Origin of the sequence: Novosphingobium sp. PC22D (assembly GCF_002556635.1) — a bacterium.
Classification (GTDB): domain Bacteria; phylum Pseudomonadota; class Alphaproteobacteria; order Sphingomonadales; family Sphingomonadaceae; genus Novosphingobium.
Genome location: NZ_MWMO01000008.1, coordinates 147,321 through 163,722, shown reverse-complemented (window position 1 = coordinate 163,722; position 16,402 = coordinate 147,321). Strand labels below are relative to the sequence as shown.

Sequence of the window (16,402 nt, the reverse complement as noted above, 5' to 3'; positions counted from 1 at the left end):
CGGGGCCCGGCGCACTATCGACTGGTCAGCCCCGGGATAGCGCGGCATAAGGCCGCGCCATGTCGGGGCCCCTTGCCGCAATCGTCGCGTCCGCGCTTGCGATGTCGCTCATCGTGGGCGCGCGCTATCTCGTGACCAGCGGCTTTTTCGCCTGGCTGACCGGCCGCGTCCGGCCCGGGCACTACGCCGGGCTCGAGCGCCAGATCGGCAGCGAGCTGCGCTGGTCGCTGCTCTCGGCGCTGATCTACGGCGTGCCCGCAGGCATCGTCGCCTGGGGCTGGCGCGAGCACGGCTGGACGCGGATCTACGATCGCTGGGACGCCTGGCCGCTGTGGTGGCTGCCGCTCTCGGTCCTCGCCTATCTCTTCGTCCACGACACCTGGTTCTACTGGACGCACCGCTGGATGCACCGGCCGCGGATCTTCCGCCTGGCGCACGCGGTGCATCACGCCAGCCGCCCGCCGACCGCCTGGGCCGCGATGAGCTTCCATCCGATCGAGGCGCTGACCGGCGCGGTGGTCGTTCCCGTGCTGGTGTTCCTCATACCGATCCACGTCGCGATGCTCGGCGTGGTCCTGCTCGTCATGACCGTGATGGGCATTACCAATCACATGGGCTGGGAAATGTTCCCCCGCGCCTTCGTTCACTCGCGGCTGGGCGACTGGCTCATCACCGCAAGCCACCACCACCGACATCACGAGCAGTACAAATGCAACTACGGACTCTACTTCCGCGTCTGGGATCGACTTTGCCGCACCGACGCGGGGCTGTCCGCGCCCTGATCGCCGCGGCGGCCGTTCCCGGCCTGACCGGCGCGGCCCCGGCAAGCGAGGACGTCGTGGCGACGGTGACCGGCCTGCGGTCCGACAAGGGGCAGGTGCTGGCCTGCATGACCGCTAGGCCGAAATCGTTTCCCGACTGCGACGACGATCCCGACGCGCACCGGCTGGCGATCCCCGCCGGCGAAACCGTCCGGCTCGATTTCGGCCCGGTCGCCATGGGGCGCTACGCGATCGCGATCATCCACGACGAAAACGGCAATGGGAAGCTGGACAAGCGCCTGACGATGCCGCGCGAAGGCTACGGATTTTCGAACGACGCGCCGGTGCGGATGGGACCGCCCAGTTTCGAGGCGGCCGCGTTCGAGGTCTCCGGCACGCGAGCACGGCTTTCGATCAAGATGCGCTATATGTTCTGACGGCTTGCAGGACAGGCGAGCGCATCCTAACCGGCATAGGTGGCCGACGCCTCTGACCATAGCCCCGATCCGGTTTCCGACCTGACCCATCACGGCGCGTTCTCGCCGTTCCGCTATCCCGTATTCCGCGCGATCTGGATCGCGAACCTGTTTTCCAACCTGGGCGCGACGATCCAGGCGGTCGCCGCCGCCTGGCTGATGACCGAGCTGACCACCTCGCACCAGCTCGTCGCGCTGGTGCAGGCATCGGCGACCGTTCCGATCATGCTGTTCGGCGTTTTCGCCGGAGCCATCGCCGATAACTTCGACCGCCGCCTCGTGATGCTCGCGGCGCAGTGGGGCATGCTGCTCGTCTCGGCGGTGCTCGCGGCGCTGACCTACGCGGGCTGGATCAGCCCGGCGATGCTGCTGTGCTTCACCCTCGCGGTCGGCATCGGCACCGCGCTCAATTCGCCCGCCTGGCAGGCCTCGGTCCGCCAGCAGGTCGATCCGCGCCAGTTGCCCCAGGCCATCGCGCTCAATTCGATCTCGTTCAACATCGCCCGTTCGATCGGCCCGGCGCTCGGCGGACTGCTGATTTCGGTGTGGGACACCTCCTTCGCCTTCGCGATCAACGCCTTGAGCTACATCGGCCTGATCGTCGTGCTGATCTGGTGGCGGCCCGAAGCGCGCGCGATCGAACGTCGCCCGATCCTTCCCGCCGTCGCCGTCGGCATCCGGTTCTGCGCGACGTCGAAGCCGCTGCGCCCGATCCTGGTGCGCGGCGCCTTCCTCGGCTTCAGCCTCGCCGCCTATCAGGCGCTCCTGCCCGCGATCGTATCCGAACAACTGCGGGGCGATGAGCTCGATTTCGGCATGCTGCTGGGCATGTTCGGCATCGGCTCGATCGTGGCGGCGCCCTTCGTCGGCGTGATCCGGCGCAAGCTCGGGCTCGAGGGGATCGTCGCGCTCGGGGCGGCGATGTTCGTGCTCGTGATGACCGTCCTGGCCGAGGTCGACAGCGTCCGCCTGGCCCTGCCCGCCTCGTTTCTGGCCGGCATGGGCTGGGTCGCGATCCTCACCAGCATCAACACCGCGGTGCAGCTTCGCTCGCCCGACGAGATCCTCGGCCGCTGCCTCTCGATCTACCAGGCGGTCACCTTCGGCGGCATGGCGCTGGGCTCGTGGGCCTGGGGCGCGTTGGCGGACTGGAACGGACTGCCCTTCACGCTTCACACCGCCTCGATCTTCCTGATCGCGTCGTCGCTGATCCTGCGCCTCGGGCTGCCGCTGCCGCGCCGGGGGGAAGGCGTGATCGGGTTCTGACCGGGCCGGTTTCGCGGCCCGGGCGGCCCTCCGCGAAGAAACGCGGCGCGACTTAGCGTTTAATTTACCATGTTGCGCCAGAAAGATCCGCGACTGGGCCAGAACGAGTCACGACTGGGAAGGCGGGAAAGCCACATGGATACTTTGCGCGGGCCATTTGCGGACCACGACGGGCCGTCGAACGAGGCCTCCGGGCTCGAGGACGACAGCATCGCCGGTTCGCCGCCGGCGCCGATCGCGCAGGACGAGCGGCGCATGCAGGTGCGCGCGTACAACTTCTGGGCGAGCCTGCTCGACGATTGCCATTTCCCGCGAATCGAGACCCTCCAGCCCGAGACGCTCGACGAGTTCGGTCCCTACAGCGTGCTGCTCGATTTCACCCGGGGCATCGACAATCCCGAGGTGTCGTTCCTCGGTGACCGCCTCGCCAGCGAATGCGGGGCGCAAGGCGTGATCCGGGCGCTGTCGGACGTGCCGAGCCGCTCGCTGCTTTCGCGAATCACCGATCACTACATGCAGATCCTGGCGAACCAGGCGCCGATCGGTTTCGAGGCCGAGTTCGTCAACCAGCGCGGGATCACGATCCTGTACCGCGGCATCCTGCTGCCCTTTTCCAGCGACGACGCGACGATCGACTACATCTACGGCGTCATCAACTGGAAGGAACTCGCCGACCAGCAGGCGACCGACGAACTCATGCTGGAAATGGACCAGACGCTCGAGCCCATGCCGCTGCGCCGCCACGACCCCTTGCAACTGACCGACTGGGCCGATGGCCCGGCGGAATTCGCTGCCGGCCCCGACCAGGATGAGATGGCGTGCGGACTCAGCTTCGGCGGCCCCGAGCTGCCCGCCGGGGCGTCCGAGAACATTCCCGACGCTTCGGCGATGGTGCTTGCCGACTGGCTCCATGCCGCCCGTGCGCTCGCCGCCGAGGCGCAGAGCAGCGAGGACCGCTCGCGCCATGCGCTTTACGCCGCGCTCGGCCGCGCGCACGACTTCGCGCTGGCCGCCGCCGAGGCGCCGGCCGAATTCGCGGCGATGGTCGAGGACGCGGGACTTACCGTTCAGGAGCGCGCGCCGCTCACGCCGCTGGTCAAGCTCGTGTTCGGCGCGCACTACGACAAGACCCGCCTGACCGAATACGCGACCGCGATCGGCCACGCGCAGCGCCTCGGCCTCGAACGGGGCAGCTTCGGAGACTATCTCGGCCAGGCGCCGGGCGGGCTCAAGGCGATCGTCGCCGAGGAGCGCCGCCTGCGGCGCGCCGAGGCGGGCCGCGACGCCACGCCGAACCGCGAACCGCGCGAGGCGCTGCTGCGCAGGCTGCGCGATACGGCGCCGATGGCGATCGACGCGCTGTCGGGCGAGGGCGAGGAGTTCACGCTGCTCGTCGCGCGGCGGCTCGACAGCGGCGAAGTCGTCCTCGTGGGCGAAGTGGCGGACGATCCCGCGCTGTTCGAGCGCGCGGCGCGCAAGCTGCTCGGCTGAGCCCCCGGGGCGCCGGTCTTGCGCGCGGCGGCGCTTCCGCTTGGAATACCGCGCGGCCACCGTTAATCAGGGGCCATGTCTGCCGACGCCGGACCGCCGCGGCTCCTTGCCTATTTCGGCTATCGCAACGCCGACCGGCTGAGCCTGACGGTGCGCGCGCTCGCCGGCGGCGAGTCGCGCTGGGACCACACCTCGACATTCGCCCGGCTGCGCGCGTTGCTGCGCCACTATGCCTCGCGCGAAGTGCCCGGCGTGCCGATCACGCTCACCGCCGGATCGGGCGAGCACACCGCCAGTGCGACCTGCGTGACCGACGGCGAGGGCTACTGCCGGTTCGACGTCGCGCTTGAAGACGCATGGCCGCTGCCCGCCCGGACCGCGTGGGAAACGGTGACCCTGCGCTGGAACGCGGGGAGCGAGGGCCACGAGATCTCCGGCTACGTGCTCGCGCCCGGCATCGACAACCGGCTCGCGGTGATCTCCGACATCGACGACACCATCGTCGAGACCGGCGCGCACGAGCTGTGGCGCAACTGGCGCCGCTTCCTCACCCGCATGCCCGCCGAGCGCGAGCCGGTTCCGGGCGCGGCGGCGCTGTTCTCGCGGCTCGGCGGCGAGCGTGCCGGGGCGCGCTATCCGGCGAGCCGCCGCCCGTTCTTTTACGTCTCGTCGAGCCCGTGGAACCTGTTCGACTACCTGCTGGCGTTCAAATCCGCGCATGGCTTGCCGCACGGGCCGATGCTGCTGCGCGACTGGGGCTTCAACCGCCAGACCTTGCTGCCCTCTAGCCATGGCGCGCACAAGAGCGCGTCGGTCGCGGGCCTGCTCGGTTTCTACGCCGAGACCCGCTTCGCGCTGATCGGCGACAGCACCCAGTCCGACGCGCTCGCCTATGCCGAGGCGGTGCGGCGCTTTCCCGGACGGATCGCGGGCGTGCTGATCCGCAAGGCGCCGGGCCCGGGCCTTTCGAGGGAGGAGCACGCCGCGCTGACCGCCATCGAACGGGCGGGCGTGCCGCTCTGGGTCGGCGCCGACTTCGCGATCGGGGACGATTTTCTCGAATCGCTGGGGTTTGCCGCGCGCGACGAGACAAAGTCGATCGTCGAGACCATAAGCACGCAGCAGGCCGCCGCTTCAGGCGCGGTTCAGGCCGGAGAGACAAATTGACGCCGCCCATGTTCCCGAGACGCATGCCCGTCGTCATCCTGGCGTTCCTCGCCCTCTTCGCGCTCGCGGCTCGCCCGGCCGCGGCGCAATCGATCCTGCGCGACGCCGAGACCGAAGCGCTGCTGCGCGACATGTCCGAGCCGCTGATCACCGCGGCGGGGCTGCGGCCCAAGGACGTCGACATCGTCCTCGTCAACGATTCCTCGGTCAACGCGTTCGTCGCGGGCGGGCAGGCGGTCTACATCAATTCGGGCCTGATCAACGAGGCCGACACCGCCAACGAGGTGCAGGGCGTCATCGCTCACGAGCTCGGCCACGTCACCGGCGGCCACGCGGTGCTCAATCCGGGCGGACAAGCGGCGACGCGGATCAGCCTGCTTTCACTGCTGCTCGGCGCCGCCGCCGCCGTGGCGGGCGGCGGCGAGGCGGCAATGGGCGTGATGATGGCGGGGCAGCAGGCGGCGATGGGCAAGTTCCTCGCCTACAACCGCTCGCAGGAAGCCTCGGCCGATGCCGCCGGGGCGAGCTATCTCTCGGCGGCCGGGATCTCGGGCAAGGGCTCGATCGAGTTCTTCAAGAAGCTGCAGAACCTCGAATACCGGTATGGCTACAGGCCGCGCGACGGGGACGAATTCTACAGCACGCACCCGATGACCGGCGACCGCATCGCCACGCTTCAGGATACCTACGAAGCCGATCCCGCGTGGAACAATCCCAGCGACAAGGGGATCGAGGAGCGCTTCCGACGGGTCAAGGCCAAGCTCTTCGGCTATCAGGCCGAGCCGCGCGACGTGTACCTGACCTACCCGGTCACCGACAACTCGATCCCCGCGCACTATGCGCGCGCCTATGCCTATCACCGCGAGGCGCACTTCGACAAAGCGCAGGCGGAGACCGCCGCGCTACTCCAGGCCGAGCCCGACAATCCCTATTTCCTCGAGCTGCAGGGCCAGATCCTGCTCGAAGCGGGCCGTCCCGCAGAGGCGATCGACGCGCTGCGCCGCGCCACCAGCATGACCGGCAACCAGCCGCTGATCGCCACCCTGTTCGGCCACGCGCTCATCGCCACCGAAGACCCGGCGAACTTCGCCGAGGCACAGCGCGTGCTCAAGGCGGCGGTGGCGCGCGACCGCGAGAATCCCTTCGCCTGGTACCAGCTCGGCGTCGTCTATGCGGCCAACGGCGACATGGCGCGGGCGCGGCTCGCCAGCGCCGAGCAGCAGGTGATGAGCGGCCAGCTCGCCCTCGCCCTCTCGAGCGCGCGCACCGCGCAGCTCGGATTGCCGCAGGGCTCGCCCGACTGGCTGCGCGCCCAGGACATCGAGTTCGAGGCCAAGGCCGCGATTGAACGCGAAAAGAATAGGCGATAGGCGAAGGCGATGAACGGCGTCGAAGGCACGGGCGGCAAAAGCGCCCTGGGAATCGGACTGGTGATCGCGCTGGTGCTGCTGGCCGCGATCGCGGGCTGGTTCGCCGAGCGGGTTCTGGCCGGCCCCGGCGCGCGCGACCGCGCGGCGATCGAGGACGTGGTGCGCGAATATATCCTCGCCAATCCCGAGATCATTCCCGAAGCGATGGACAACCTGCGCCGCAAGGAAAGCCGGGCCAGCCTGGGCGCCATCCGCGACGAGGTGGAGCGGCCCTTCCCCGGCGCGATCCTCGGCAATCCGCAGGGCAAGGTCACGCTGGTCGAATTCACCGACTTCGCCTGCGGCTTCTGCCGCCGGTCGATGGAGGACGTCGAAGCGCTGATCGCCGAAAATCCCGACCTGAAGGTCGTGATCCGCGAGCTGCCGATCCTCAGCCCGCAAAGCGCGGAGGCCGCGCGCATGGGACTCGCCGCCGCCGAGCAGGGCAAGTACGCCGCTTTCCATCGCGCCATGTTCGAAGCCGGCCAGCCCGATCCCGCGGCGATCGAGGCGGCGGCGAGGACCGCGGGGCTCGACATCGATCGCGCCCGCAAGACCGCCAAGACGCCGCGCGTCGAACAGGAGCTTGCGAGCAACGTCGATCTCGCCGGCAAGCTCGGCTTCTCGGGGACGCCGAGCTGGGTCGTGGGCGACGAGGTGATCACCGGCGCAGTCGGGCGAGAGGCGCTGGCCGAGGCGATCGAGACGGCGCGCGGCGGCTGAGAGACCCGGACGCGCGATTTCCGCTTTTACCCGGCTTGAGCTAGAAGATAGGCCGATGGCAGTCCTCCCGATCCAGCCCAACCCGTTCTTCGCGAACAAGAACCAGGCCTTCTGGCGCCTCCAGCTTGCCGGCTGGGCCGGCGCGATGCTGCTGCGCGCGATGTCGGCGATCGCCAACGACCAGCCCGCCGCCTTCCTCGTGCTCGTGCTGATCGCGACGGTGACGGGCTTTTCGATCTCGCTGGTGCTCGCGGTGATCTATCGCCAGCTCATCGGCCAGCGCCCGCTCGTCACCTGGGGGGTGACGATGCTGGTGCTGCCCTTCGCGGTCGGGCTCCACGCCTTCATCGACGCCTGGGTGATCTCGCTATACCGCACCGAGAGCGAGGCGAACTTCGCGCAGCTCTTCATCGGCGTGTTCTATCTCGATGCGACGCTGCTCGGCGCGTGGTCGGCGCTCTACTACGCGATCAATTTCTATCTTCAGGTCGAGGACCAGAACGACCAGCTCATCCAGCTCGAATCGCAGGCGACGCAGGCGCAGCTCGCGATGCTGCGCTATCAGCTCAATCCGCACTTTCTGTTCAACACGCTCAACTCGATCTCGACGCTGGTGCTGCTCAAGCAGACCGAGCCCGCCAACGCGATGCTCAGCCGGCTCTCCTCGTTCCTGCGCTATACCCTCGTCAACAAGCCTTCCGGGCGCGTAACCGTCGCGCAGGAAGTGGAGACGCTGAAGCTCTACCTCGATATCGAGCGCATGCGCTTCGAGGAACGGCTGCGCACCCATTTCGACATCGATCCCGCCACCGAGAACGCGATGCTGCCCTCGCTGCTGCTCCAGCCGCTGGTCGAGAACGCGATCAAGTACGCGGTCAGTCCGCAGGAAAGCGGCGCGGAGATCGACATCTCCACGCAGCTTGTCGGGCAGATGCTTCGCATCACCGTCTCGGACACCGGGCCCGGCTTGCAAAGCAGCGCGACCAGCAACAGGCTCTCGGGCGTAACCTACGATGGAGGTGAACCCGTATCGACGGGCGTGGGCCTGTCGAATATCCGCGACCGCCTGGCCCAGGCCTACGGCGACAAGCACCGTTTCGAAACGATAGAACCGCCCGATGGCGGCTTTGCCGTCATTATCGAAATCCCGGTCGAGTTGCGCGAGCAGCACGAGGAGGAAAGCGTTCCTGTCCGTGCCGTTTCCGTCGCGGCTCGCTGAAACAATTCCTTTCAACCTGCGTTTCACGCGCTGGAGAAGCACATCGAATGACCATCCGCACCATCCTCGTCGATGATGAGAACCTGGCGATCCAGGGCCTCAAGCTTCGGCTCGAGAAGTTCCCCGAAGTCGAAGTGATCGACACGTGCTCGAACGGGCGCGAGGCGATCCGCAAGATCAAGACCGAAAAGCCCGACCTGGTCTTCCTCGACATCCAGATGCCCGGATTCGATGGCTTTTCCGTCGTCACCGGCGTCATGGAGATCGAACCGCCGCTGTTCGTCTTCGTCACCGCCTATCAGGAACACGCGATCCGCGCCTTCGAGGCGAACGCGGTCAACTACCTGATGAAGCCGGTGGAGGAAGACAAGCTCGCCGACACGCTCGCGCGCGTGCGCACCCGGCTTGCCGAAAAGCGTTCGGCCGAAGAGGCCGAGAAGCTGAAGAACGTCCTTGCCGAAGTCGCGCCCGACGCGATGGAGCAGCTCCCCGACGAGCCCGATACCAGCGCCGACCGCTACGAGAAGCTCATCAACATCAAGGATCGGGGCCAGATCTTCCGCATCGACGTCGATTCGATCGAGCATATCGAAGCCGCCGGCGACTATATGTGCATCCGCACCGCCGACAATTCGCTGATCCTGCGCGAGACGATGAAGGATCTCGAGCGTCGCCTCGATCCGCGCATCTTCCAGCGGGTGCACCGCTCGACGATCGTCAATCTGAACCAGGTCCGCCAAGTCAAACCGCATACCAACGGCGAATGCTTCCTCGTGCTCGATTCGGGAGCACAAGTGAAAGTGAGCCGCTCGTATCGCGACGTCATCGCGCGCTTCGTGCATTGAACAGGCTCGCCGCGTCTCTGCGCCGGCAAGGCGAGACGGTGCCACGCGGCGAGAACTTCCGTCGATCTTCGGGCGCGGTGCCGTCGCCCGAACCGGTCGGCGCTCGTCCCGGGATCGATGGCGCGGGGCATCGACCGGCGAACATGCACCGAAACAGGCATCGACAAAGAGAAAATCAGGAGCAATAGTTGGCCTTAAAAAGGCCGATGACTGGGATGAGGATACCGTCTTTTAGGCGTCTGTTCTGGCGTTTCGCACAACGCCAGTACAGCGGACGAACCGTTGGTTCGGGATTCGAATGGGTGATGTACGCCTCGAGCGCACTCTTCCTGGTGACCTTTGCGATCGGGCATTATCGCGATACCGAGCGGACCTCGCAGTTCACCCACCTCGCGGTGATCTCGATCGGCGTCCCCCTGGTCCTGGCGCTGCTGCATCTGCGGATTCGCATGGAGCGCGCCAAGGGACGCAATGCCTTGCGCGAAAAGTGCGAGTCGTTCGACAGCAAGACGCGCAGACCCCGCTCGCCGCGCAAGTGAGGTCCGCGCGCGACGCGAGCGCGAGCAGGCCGGACGGAGCGGCGGAGCCCTTGCGGGGCGTTCGCGAAGCGGCAATAGAGCGCGCATGAGCGCCTTCACTCTCCCCGGCTTCGACCTCGACGCCTTCGTTTCGGCGACCCTCGCGGAAGACCTTGGCGAGGGATTGCCCGGCGGCGGCCACGACGTCACCGCCGAAAGCGTGATCGCGCCCGACACGCGCTTCAGCGGCGTGATGGATTCGCGCGACGCGGTCGTCGTCGCCGGCCTGCCGATCGCCGAGGCCTTCTTCCGCAGGCTCGACCCCGACATGACGATCGAGATCCTCGCCGAGGAAGGCGCCATGGCCGCTGCGGGCACTGCTCTCATGCGGCTTGCCGGCAATGCCCGCGCCATGCTGACCGCCGAGCGCTGCGCGCTCAACACCGTGCAGCATCTCTCGGGCATCGCGACGATGACCCGCCAGTATGTCGAGGCGACGGGGGGCAAGGCGGTCCTGCTCGACACGCGCAAGACGATCCCCGGACTGCGCCACCTCGAAAAGTACGCCACGCGCATGGGCGGCGCGCAGAACCACCGCATGGGCCTGTGGGACGCGGCGATGATCAAGGACAACCACGTCCTCGTCGCGGGCGGCGTCGGCGAGGCGGTACGCCGCGCGCGCGAGGCCGGGGTGGAGCGGATCATCTGCGAGGTCGATCGGCTCGACCAGATCGAGCCGGCGCTGGCGGCGGGCGCGAACCATCTGCTGCTCGACAACATGGCCCCGGCCATGCTGCGCGAGGCGGTGGCCCTGATCGCGGGCCGCGTGCCGATCGAGGCCTCGGGCGGCGTCACTCTGCAGACGATCGGCGCCATCGCGGCCACCGGGGTCGACTACGTCTCGGTCGGCCGGTTGACCCAGAGCGCGCCGGCGGCCGACATCGGCCTCGATTTCACCCCGCTGTGAGCCGCACGGGCGTTATCGCCGCGAGCCTGCTGCTGCTCGTCCCGGCGACACCCGCGCTCGCCCAGGCCTATCAGTGCCGCCTGCCCCGCACGCTCGAGCCTTCGCGGCCGGTCACGCCCGACGGGCCCGCCCGCAAGACCGCGATCGGCGGCTATTCGCTGTCCGCGAGCTGGTCGCCCGAATATTGCCGCCTCGCGCGCAACAAGGGCACGATGCAGTGCTCGAAGCGCTATGGCCGCTTCGGCTTCGTGCTGCACGGGCTCTGGCCCGAGGCGGCGCGAGGCCCCTATCCGCAGTGGTGCGCGACCGGGCCCAGGCCCTCCCCAGAGCTGATCCGCAAGCACTTGTGCATGACCCCGGTGCCCTGGATGCTCGAACACGAATGGCTCAAGCACGGCACTTGCATGACGAGGACGCCGGAGAAGTACTACAAGGTGAGCGCGATCCTCTGGCGATCGCTGCGCTGGCCCGACGCCGACCGGCTCTCGCGCAAGGAAGGCCTGACCGCGGGCGATCTTCGCAAGGCCTTCGTCCTGGCCAATCCCGGCTTCCGCGCCGAGCAGGTCGGCATCGAGGCGAGCGGCTCGGGCTGGCTGCGCGGCATGCGGGTCTGCTACGATCGGCGCTTTCGGCCGACCCGGTGCCCTCGCGCCCATTTCGGCCTCGCCGACGAAACGCCGCTCAAGATCTGGCGCGGGCTCTAGGCGCCTTCCCGGGGGGCGGCCCGGTTCACGAGCCCACCGCCCACTTGCGCAGGAGGCCCATCTGCACGCGCTGCAACCGCACGTAGTTCTCCCAGTCCATATTGAGTCCCTCGAGCGCGGCGACCTCGTTGAGTTCGTAGAGCAACTCGCGATTGTCGGGATCGACGATCCGGCTCTCGATGAAGGTCAGGCCGACGCGCCGTTCGCCGCGCGTCACTTCGCGAACCTGGTGCAGCGTGTTCGAGGGATAGAGCACGACCGAGCCGGCGGGCATCTTGATCAGCACGTCCTGCTCGCCAAGCGAGATGTGCAGCTCTCCGCCGTCGTAACTCGCGGGGTCGGACAGGAAGACGGTGCACGAGATGTCCGAGCGCATCAGGCTCTTGCCGAGCTGCATGAAGGCGGCGTCGGGATGAAGGCCGTACTTCATGCCGGGTCGGTAGGCGGTGATGATCGGCGGCGCGATCACGCGCGGGAAGGCGAAGTTGCGAAAGTCCTCGCAGCGCATCAGCGCATCGATCAGCTTGCGCGCGGTGGCGTCGATCACCTTGGGATCGTGGAGCTGGAGATTCTGCTTCGCCTGGTTGTGCGGGTTCGAAACGCGCCCGTCGACGAACTCCGAACTGTCGGCGATGCGGTTGAGCTCGGCCACTTCCTCGCTCGTGAGAAGGCCTTCAATCTGCTTGAACATGGCTTGCGTTCCGTCTTGTCGCCTGCGCGATCGATGCATCGCGCGCGGCGCATGCCTCGATCCACGCCAGTCCTTGGGCAATGGCCGCCCGGTGTTCCTCGCCCGCCTGCCGTTGCAGGTTGCGGCGAAGCTGCGCGCTGTATTCGTGTTCGGGCGCCTTCGAATAGCGCGTCATCAAGGGGCTCGCCGCAAGCCGCGCGGCCTCACCCTCCGCCAGCGGCAGCCGCAAGTGCCCGGCCATGCGCATGATCCCCGCCGCAGGATCATCGAGAAAGCGGTCGAAATCGACGCGCAGCACCGCGTCTCCGGCCATCCGCGCTGCGGCCCGCTCGAGGCTCAGCGTCTCGACCAGCCAGCCGAGCGCGACCTTCTCGCCCTCGCTCATCGTCCAGACGCGCCAGGGCATCTCGGGCACGAGCTTCGCCAGCCGCGCCAGCCTTTGCGGCGCGAGCAGCATCGCCTCGGCCCGCGAGTTCTCTCCGGCGAGGATCGTGCGCATGTAGCTTTCGAGCGAGACCTCGAGAAAAAGCGTGCGCGCACCGGGTGCGAGCAGACGGTCGGCGATCTGGCTGACGAAACTCGTCGCCTTGACGAGCGTGCGCTGCTCGGGCCGGAAGCGGCGCGCGAGCAGACGGCGCAGCGCCGCGATCCGCACTTCGACGATGGCGGGGTCCCACAGCGCGTCGGGCGGATCGCCCTTGGCCGCGATTTCGCTGAGCCGGCGCAGGATCTGCGGCTCGCGTAGCGCGAGCACGCCGCCAAGTTCACCGAGCAGGCGGGCGACGAGCGTCGAGCCGACATGGCCTAGGTGGAAGATATAGTCGGCATCGTCAGGCATGGCCGGATCGATCGCCGCGATCACATCGTCGAGTGCCTGCCACGAGCCGCGCGGCTGCGCGCCGACCACGCGCTGGTCGAGAAAGCTCGCCTCGCGGATCGTCGCTTCGTCGAGTTGCAGCAGCAGCAGCCGCGTGCCCGTCTCGTCGATCGCGTGGGGCAGCAGTTCGGGCGCGGCAAGCATCTCGGCGAGGGGCGGGCTCATGCCTCGGGCATAGCCACGCAGCGCCCGTGCGTCGAGCCGTTCGCTAGACCGTCCGCCAGGCCGATCAGTCGCGCCGTTCGCGGAAGAACCCGCGCAGCAGATCGGCCGATTCGGCTTCACCGATGCCGGGATAGACCTCGGGGCGATGCAGGCACTGGGGATGATCGAAAACACGCGCGCCGTGCTCCACGCCGCCGCCCTTGGGGTCGGGCGCGGCGTAATAGAGGCGGGCGATCCGTGCATGGCAAATGACGCCGGCACACATCGCACAGGGCTCGAGCGTGACCCACAGCTCGCAGCCGTCGAGCCGCTCGTTGCCGAGCGCTGTGGCGGCGCGGCGAATTGCCAGCATTTCGGCATGCGCCGAGGGATCGGCCAGCCCGCGCGTTTCGTTGCCCGCCGCGCCGAGCACTCGCCCGTCCTTGACGACCAGCGCGCCGATCGGCACTTCGCCCCGCCCGGCGGCTAGGCGCGCCTGCGCGAGCGCCAGCGCCATCGATTCGGGAAGCGGCCAGCGAGTCATCCGGGCGCGCTAGCGCTTCGCTCGCCTGTGTACAACTTGACCTTGCCCCCGGGAATCGGTAAGGGCGCGCCTTCCCGTATCAACGGCAACGACTTTTCTAAGCGAGAAAGAGCATGTCCCGCATCTGCGAACTGACTGGCAAGGGCCGCCAGGTCGGCTGCAACGTCAGCCACGCGAACAACAAGACCAAGCGTGTGTTCCTGCCCAACCTGCAGAACGTCACCCTGTTGTCGGACGGTCTCGAGCGGAGCTTCAAGTTCCGCGTCTCGACGCACGGCCTGCGCTCGGTCGAGCACAACGGCGGCCTCGACAACTGGCTGCTCAAGACTTCGGACAGCAAGCTCAGCCCGCGCGCGCTCAAGGTGAAGCGCGAGCTCAAGAAGAAGCAGGCGGCCTGATCGCCTCGCCCGCAAGGGCGGTTTCCAGGCATTACCGGCGCGTGCGGCTTTCCGCGCGCGCCTTTTTGCGTCCGGCCCGAACGGCAGGCCGCTAGAGCTTGCGCGGATCGACGCTGAGTTTCCAGAGCAGGGTCCGCTGGAAAGCGCCGAAGTTGTCGTCCGAAATGATCCAGACGGAGAGCCGCCCGCCGTCGGGAACGATCGCCATGCCCTCGAAGTTGTCGACCGGCAGCGACGAGTTGAGATAAGCGACAGTACGCGTGCGCCAGGGCTTGCCGGGGCGGATCTCGCGCGGATCGGCGATCGCGATGCGGCCCGCGAAGCGCTGCGGCATCGGCCAGACCAACCGGCGCATGAGGATCAGGACCCGCCCGTCCGGCATCTGCGCCATGTCGGTCGGCGCGAAGCGGTCGGGGCCGTCGAACACGAAGGCTTGCGCCTTGGCCCCTTCGACCGGATCGCCCGCGAACAACACCGCCGCGTGCCGGCGCGGCTCCAGCCAGCCGGTGAAGGCCTCACGCAGCAGCACGAAGCGCCCGTCGCGCAGGCGGACCATGGCTTCCGGCCCCGAATTGGTCCCCCACCCGGCGATCGCCTCGGGTTCGACCTTGCTGGCCCGCGACCAGCCGTAGTCGGTGCGTAGGATCGCGTTGTCGCCTTCGATGCCGTGCCACATCGTGCGACGGACCGGGTCGATCGTGGTCGATTCGACATCGCGGATGTACTGTTCATCCGGGAAGATATGATCGGAATCGGCGATCAGCGGCCGCGGTCGGCCGCGATCCGGTGTGACGAAGCTCACGCGGTAGCCACTGTCGGACACCGCCAGCAGCCGGTGCCCGGGCAGCGGCACGATCGATGAGAAGCCGCCGAAGTAGAACCAGGTGCTGGTCAGGTGCCAGATACCGTCGAGGCGGAACGCGCCCAGGCTGCCGCCGACCGTCTCCCGCGAGGGGCGTGCCAGGCGCTCGACCTTCAGGAGGCGCGACTTGGACGGTCGCGGCGGCTCGCTGCGCAGCCAGGTGAACACGAGGAACGCGGCAAGCACGGCGGCGGCCAGTAGCCTCGGCCAGCGTCTCGGAGAGCGGGGGTGTTTCAAACGCGTCGGTCAGACCATCGAAGGGAAACGTGGCGTGTTTCATCACCATCGGCCCGGAACCGCAACTCTGCATCTCGCCTGAGTCGCGGCGAGCCGAGCGACGCGGACAGCGCCGGGCTTGCGTTCACTCGACCCGCTTGCCCTTCACCGAGCGCTGCCCTTCGAACCGCACCCAGTACGAGCCGAGCGCGGCGCGCTCGATCTCGACGCCGTCGCCGACCTTGGGCTTGCGCAGCGCGAGCGGGGCGTCGGTGGTCTGCCACTTGGCGTCGCCTTCGGCGATCGTGAACAGGTACTTGCCGTGAGGCAGCGACTGGACCCGGGTGACCGTCGTCTGGAGGAGCTTGACCTCCTCCTCCTCGCCCTTCTCCTTGCCGCCGCCGAACAGGCCGATCCGCGGTACCGAGAAGCCGAACAACGAACGGCGGATCGACTTCACTTCCTCGCTGTCGACGATCCGCACAGAGCCTTCCTCGGTCGCGGCGATAAGCGCCGTCGCCTCGCGATCGTAACAGGCGAGCCGCTGCGCATCGTCGGCAATCCCGCGGCATTCCGCCAGTTTTTCGACCGCGGCAGGGACCGGATCGTCATCCTTGTCCTTCGCGCCGGCAGGAACCGCGGCGAGCGCCGCGAGCGTCGATAACAAGAGCGCCATTGCGGCGCAGTGCCGAATCATCATGTCCTCGCAGAAACCTCAAGCTTCAAGGCATCGGCGGGGACCTTGCGCCACGGCGGGGCCAGACGTCAATTGCCGGCGGGACGCCCCCGCGTGTAGTCGACCAGATCGCGGGCATATTCGCTGTTGCGTTCGCGCATGCCGCGCCATTCGGCGATCGTCTTGCAGACCTTTTCCTTTTTGGTGAGGCTACCGGTGACCGAGAGGCGCTTGCACTTGATGCGATCGTCCCCGGTCGGCTTGGCCGGCTCTTCGGTCGCGGGCGCTGCCGTATCGGTCGCTTCCGCGGCGCCCGAGGAAAGCAGAAAAAGTCCGGCTGCAAGTATTTCGAGCATGTTTGATCTCGCGCTCCAAAAGGTTTGATGCACTGCACTATATCCTTCGGAAGCAGAGAGTGTAACCCGCAAATTCCGGAAGCGCGGATGTT

19 protein-coding genes are annotated in these 16,402 nt (G+C 67.7%); 13 read left to right on the top strand and 6 right to left on the bottom strand.

Annotated elements, in window-relative coordinates; genetic code table 11:
- Nucleotides 1-59 precede the first annotated feature (59 nt).
- The 12 genes from B2G71_RS13725 to B2G71_RS13670 all read left to right on the top strand — a co-directional run bounded on the left by B2G71_RS13725 (nucleotide 60) and on the right by B2G71_RS13670 (nucleotide 11,546).
- Nucleotides 60-782, top strand: a complete 723-nt coding sequence (locus B2G71_RS13725; protein ID WP_240530159.1) for a sterol desaturase family protein — start codon at nucleotides 60-62, stop codon at nucleotides 780-782.
- Nucleotides 749-1,198, top strand: a complete 450-nt coding sequence (locus B2G71_RS13720) for a DUF2141 domain-containing protein (protein ID WP_240530158.1) — start codon at nucleotides 749-751, stop codon at nucleotides 1,196-1,198. The genes B2G71_RS13725 and B2G71_RS13720 overlap by 34 nt, the downstream gene beginning before the upstream one ends.
- Nucleotides 1,199-1,237: 39 nt before the next feature.
- The gene (locus B2G71_RS13715) at nucleotides 1,238-2,503 is read left to right on the top strand and encodes an MFS transporter (RefSeq protein ID WP_206049402.1); all 1,266 of its coding nucleotides are present in this window, start codon (nucleotides 1,238-1,240) and stop codon (nucleotides 2,501-2,503) included.
- Nucleotides 2,504-2,638: 135 nt separating this feature from the next.
- Nucleotides 2,639-3,994 (top strand): hypothetical protein, encoded by a 1,356-nt coding sequence (locus B2G71_RS13710; RefSeq protein ID WP_098106729.1) that lies wholly within the window; start codon nucleotides 2,639-2,641, stop codon nucleotides 3,992-3,994.
- A 75-nt stretch (nucleotides 3,995-4,069) separates the two neighbouring features.
- Nucleotides 4,070-5,161, top strand: coding sequence for a phosphatase domain-containing protein (locus B2G71_RS13705; protein ID WP_098106727.1), 1,092 nt, complete (start codon nucleotides 4,070-4,072; stop codon nucleotides 5,159-5,161).
- Between the two features lie 8 nt (nucleotides 5,162-5,169).
- Entirely contained in the window at nucleotides 5,170-6,531 is a 1,362-nt protein-coding gene (locus B2G71_RS13700; protein WP_098106725.1) for a M48 family metalloprotease, read from the top strand.
- 9 nt (nucleotides 6,532-6,540) lie between these two features.
- Nucleotides 6,541-7,293 (top strand): DsbA family protein, encoded by a 753-nt coding sequence (locus B2G71_RS13695; protein ID WP_098106723.1) that lies wholly within the window; start codon nucleotides 6,541-6,543, stop codon nucleotides 7,291-7,293.
- A 55-nt stretch (nucleotides 7,294-7,348) separates the two neighbouring features.
- Nucleotides 7,349-8,512 (top strand): histidine kinase, encoded by a 1,164-nt coding sequence (locus tag B2G71_RS13690; protein WP_098106721.1) that lies wholly within the window; start codon nucleotides 7,349-7,351, stop codon nucleotides 8,510-8,512.
- A 47-nt stretch (nucleotides 8,513-8,559) separates the two neighbouring features.
- Complete coding sequence (locus B2G71_RS13685; RefSeq protein WP_098106720.1) at nucleotides 8,560-9,357, top strand: LytTR family transcriptional regulator DNA-binding domain-containing protein; 798 nt, start codon at nucleotides 8,560-8,562, stop codon at nucleotides 9,355-9,357.
- 302 nt (nucleotides 9,358-9,659) lie between these two features.
- Nucleotides 9,660-9,896 carry a hypothetical protein gene (locus B2G71_RS13680; protein WP_141521572.1) on the top strand — a complete coding sequence of 79 codons (237 nt, stop codon included), beginning with the start codon at nucleotides 9,660-9,662 and terminating at the stop codon, nucleotides 9,894-9,896.
- Between the two features lie 85 nt (nucleotides 9,897-9,981).
- Nucleotides 9,982-10,842: a carboxylating nicotinate-nucleotide diphosphorylase gene (gene nadC, locus B2G71_RS13675; protein ID WP_098106716.1), complete on the top strand. Its 861-nt coding sequence runs from the start codon at nucleotides 9,982-9,984 to the stop codon at nucleotides 10,840-10,842.
- Nucleotides 10,839-11,546: a ribonuclease T gene (locus B2G71_RS13670; RefSeq protein WP_098106714.1), complete on the top strand. Its 708-nt coding sequence runs from the start codon at nucleotides 10,839-10,841 to the stop codon at nucleotides 11,544-11,546. Before nadC ends, B2G71_RS13670 begins: the two co-directional genes overlap by 4 nt.
- 25 nt (nucleotides 11,547-11,571) lie before the next feature.
- Here B2G71_RS13670 and B2G71_RS13665 read toward each other — a convergent pair whose 3' ends face one another.
- The 3 genes from B2G71_RS13665 to B2G71_RS13655 form a co-directional block, all read right to left on the bottom strand.
- Nucleotides 11,572-12,237, bottom strand: a complete 666-nt coding sequence (locus B2G71_RS13665; RefSeq protein WP_098106713.1) for a Fe2+-dependent dioxygenase — start codon at nucleotides 12,235-12,237, stop codon at nucleotides 11,572-11,574.
- Nucleotides 12,221-13,279, bottom strand: coding sequence for a hypothetical protein (locus B2G71_RS13660; RefSeq protein WP_098106711.1), 1,059 nt, complete (start codon nucleotides 13,277-13,279; stop codon nucleotides 12,221-12,223). Before B2G71_RS13660 ends, B2G71_RS13665 begins: the two co-directional genes overlap by 17 nt.
- A 64-nt stretch (nucleotides 13,280-13,343) precedes the next feature.
- Complete coding sequence (locus B2G71_RS13655; protein ID WP_098106709.1) at nucleotides 13,344-13,802, bottom strand: nucleoside deaminase; 459 nt, start codon at nucleotides 13,800-13,802, stop codon at nucleotides 13,344-13,346.
- 113 nt (nucleotides 13,803-13,915) lie between these two features.
- Here B2G71_RS13655 and rpmB point away from each other — a divergent pair, with 113 nt between their 5' ends.
- Nucleotides 13,916-14,200 (top strand): 50S ribosomal protein L28, encoded by a 285-nt coding sequence (gene rpmB / locus B2G71_RS13650; protein WP_098106707.1) that lies wholly within the window; start codon nucleotides 13,916-13,918, stop codon nucleotides 14,198-14,200.
- Between the two features lie 91 nt (nucleotides 14,201-14,291).
- Here rpmB and B2G71_RS13645 read toward each other — a convergent pair whose 3' ends face one another.
- The 3 genes from B2G71_RS13645 to B2G71_RS13635 all read right to left on the bottom strand — a co-directional run bounded on the left by B2G71_RS13645 (nucleotide 14,292) and on the right by B2G71_RS13635 (nucleotide 16,310).
- Nucleotides 14,292-15,248, bottom strand: a complete 957-nt coding sequence (locus tag B2G71_RS13645; RefSeq protein WP_240530157.1) for an esterase-like activity of phytase family protein — start codon at nucleotides 15,246-15,248, stop codon at nucleotides 14,292-14,294.
- A 175-nt stretch (nucleotides 15,249-15,423) separates the two neighbouring features.
- On the bottom strand, nucleotides 15,424-15,954 hold the full coding sequence (locus B2G71_RS13640) for a hypothetical protein (protein WP_141521571.1): 531 nt from the start codon (nucleotides 15,952-15,954) through the stop codon (nucleotides 15,424-15,426).
- 89 nt (nucleotides 15,955-16,043) lie between these two features.
- Complete coding sequence (locus B2G71_RS13635; RefSeq protein WP_098106703.1) at nucleotides 16,044-16,310, bottom strand: hypothetical protein; 267 nt, start codon at nucleotides 16,308-16,310, stop codon at nucleotides 16,044-16,046.
- Nucleotides 16,311-16,402 lie beyond the last annotated feature (92 nt).

Bases quoted from the DNA above. Each gene is read 5' to 3' on its own strand.
- B2G71_RS13665 (WP_098106713.1), bottom strand. From the start codon at position 12,237: ATGTTCAAGCAGATTGAAGGCCTTCTCACGAGCGAGGAAGTGGCCGAG.
- B2G71_RS13640 (WP_141521571.1), bottom strand. From the start codon at position 15,954: ATGGCGCTCTTGTTATCGACGCTCGCGGCGCTCGCCGCGGTTCCTGCC.
- B2G71_RS13690 (WP_098106721.1), top strand. From the start codon at position 7,349: ATGGCAGTCCTCCCGATCCAGCCCAACCCGTTCTTCGCGAACAAGAAC.
- B2G71_RS13700 (WP_098106725.1), top strand. From the start codon at position 5,170: ATGTTCCCGAGACGCATGCCCGTCGTCATCCTGGCGTTCCTCGCCCTC.
- B2G71_RS13725 (WP_240530159.1), top strand. From the start codon at position 60: ATGTCGGGGCCCCTTGCCGCAATCGTCGCGTCCGCGCTTGCGATGTCG.
- nadC (WP_098106716.1), top strand. From the start codon at position 9,982: ATGAGCGCCTTCACTCTCCCCGGCTTCGACCTCGACGCCTTCGTTTCG.
- B2G71_RS13655 (WP_098106709.1), bottom strand. From the start codon at position 13,802: ATGACTCGCTGGCCGCTTCCCGAATCGATGGCGCTGGCGCTCGCGCAG.
- B2G71_RS13695 (WP_098106723.1), top strand. From the start codon at position 6,541: ATGAACGGCGTCGAAGGCACGGGCGGCAAAAGCGCCCTGGGAATCGGA.
- B2G71_RS13685 (WP_098106720.1), top strand. From the start codon at position 8,560: ATGACCATCCGCACCATCCTCGTCGATGATGAGAACCTGGCGATCCAG.
- B2G71_RS13635 (WP_098106703.1), bottom strand. From the start codon at position 16,310: ATGCTCGAAATACTTGCAGCCGGACTTTTTCTGCTTTCCTCGGGCGCC.
- B2G71_RS13660 (WP_098106711.1), bottom strand. From the start codon at position 13,279: ATGAGCCCGCCCCTCGCCGAGATGCTTGCCGCGCCCGAACTGCTGCCC.
- B2G71_RS13705 (WP_098106727.1), top strand. From the start codon at position 4,070: ATGTCTGCCGACGCCGGACCGCCGCGGCTCCTTGCCTATTTCGGCTAT.
- rpmB (WP_098106707.1), top strand. From the start codon at position 13,916: ATGTCCCGCATCTGCGAACTGACTGGCAAGGGCCGCCAGGTCGGCTGC.
- B2G71_RS13710 (WP_098106729.1), top strand. From the start codon at position 2,639: ATGGATACTTTGCGCGGGCCATTTGCGGACCACGACGGGCCGTCGAAC.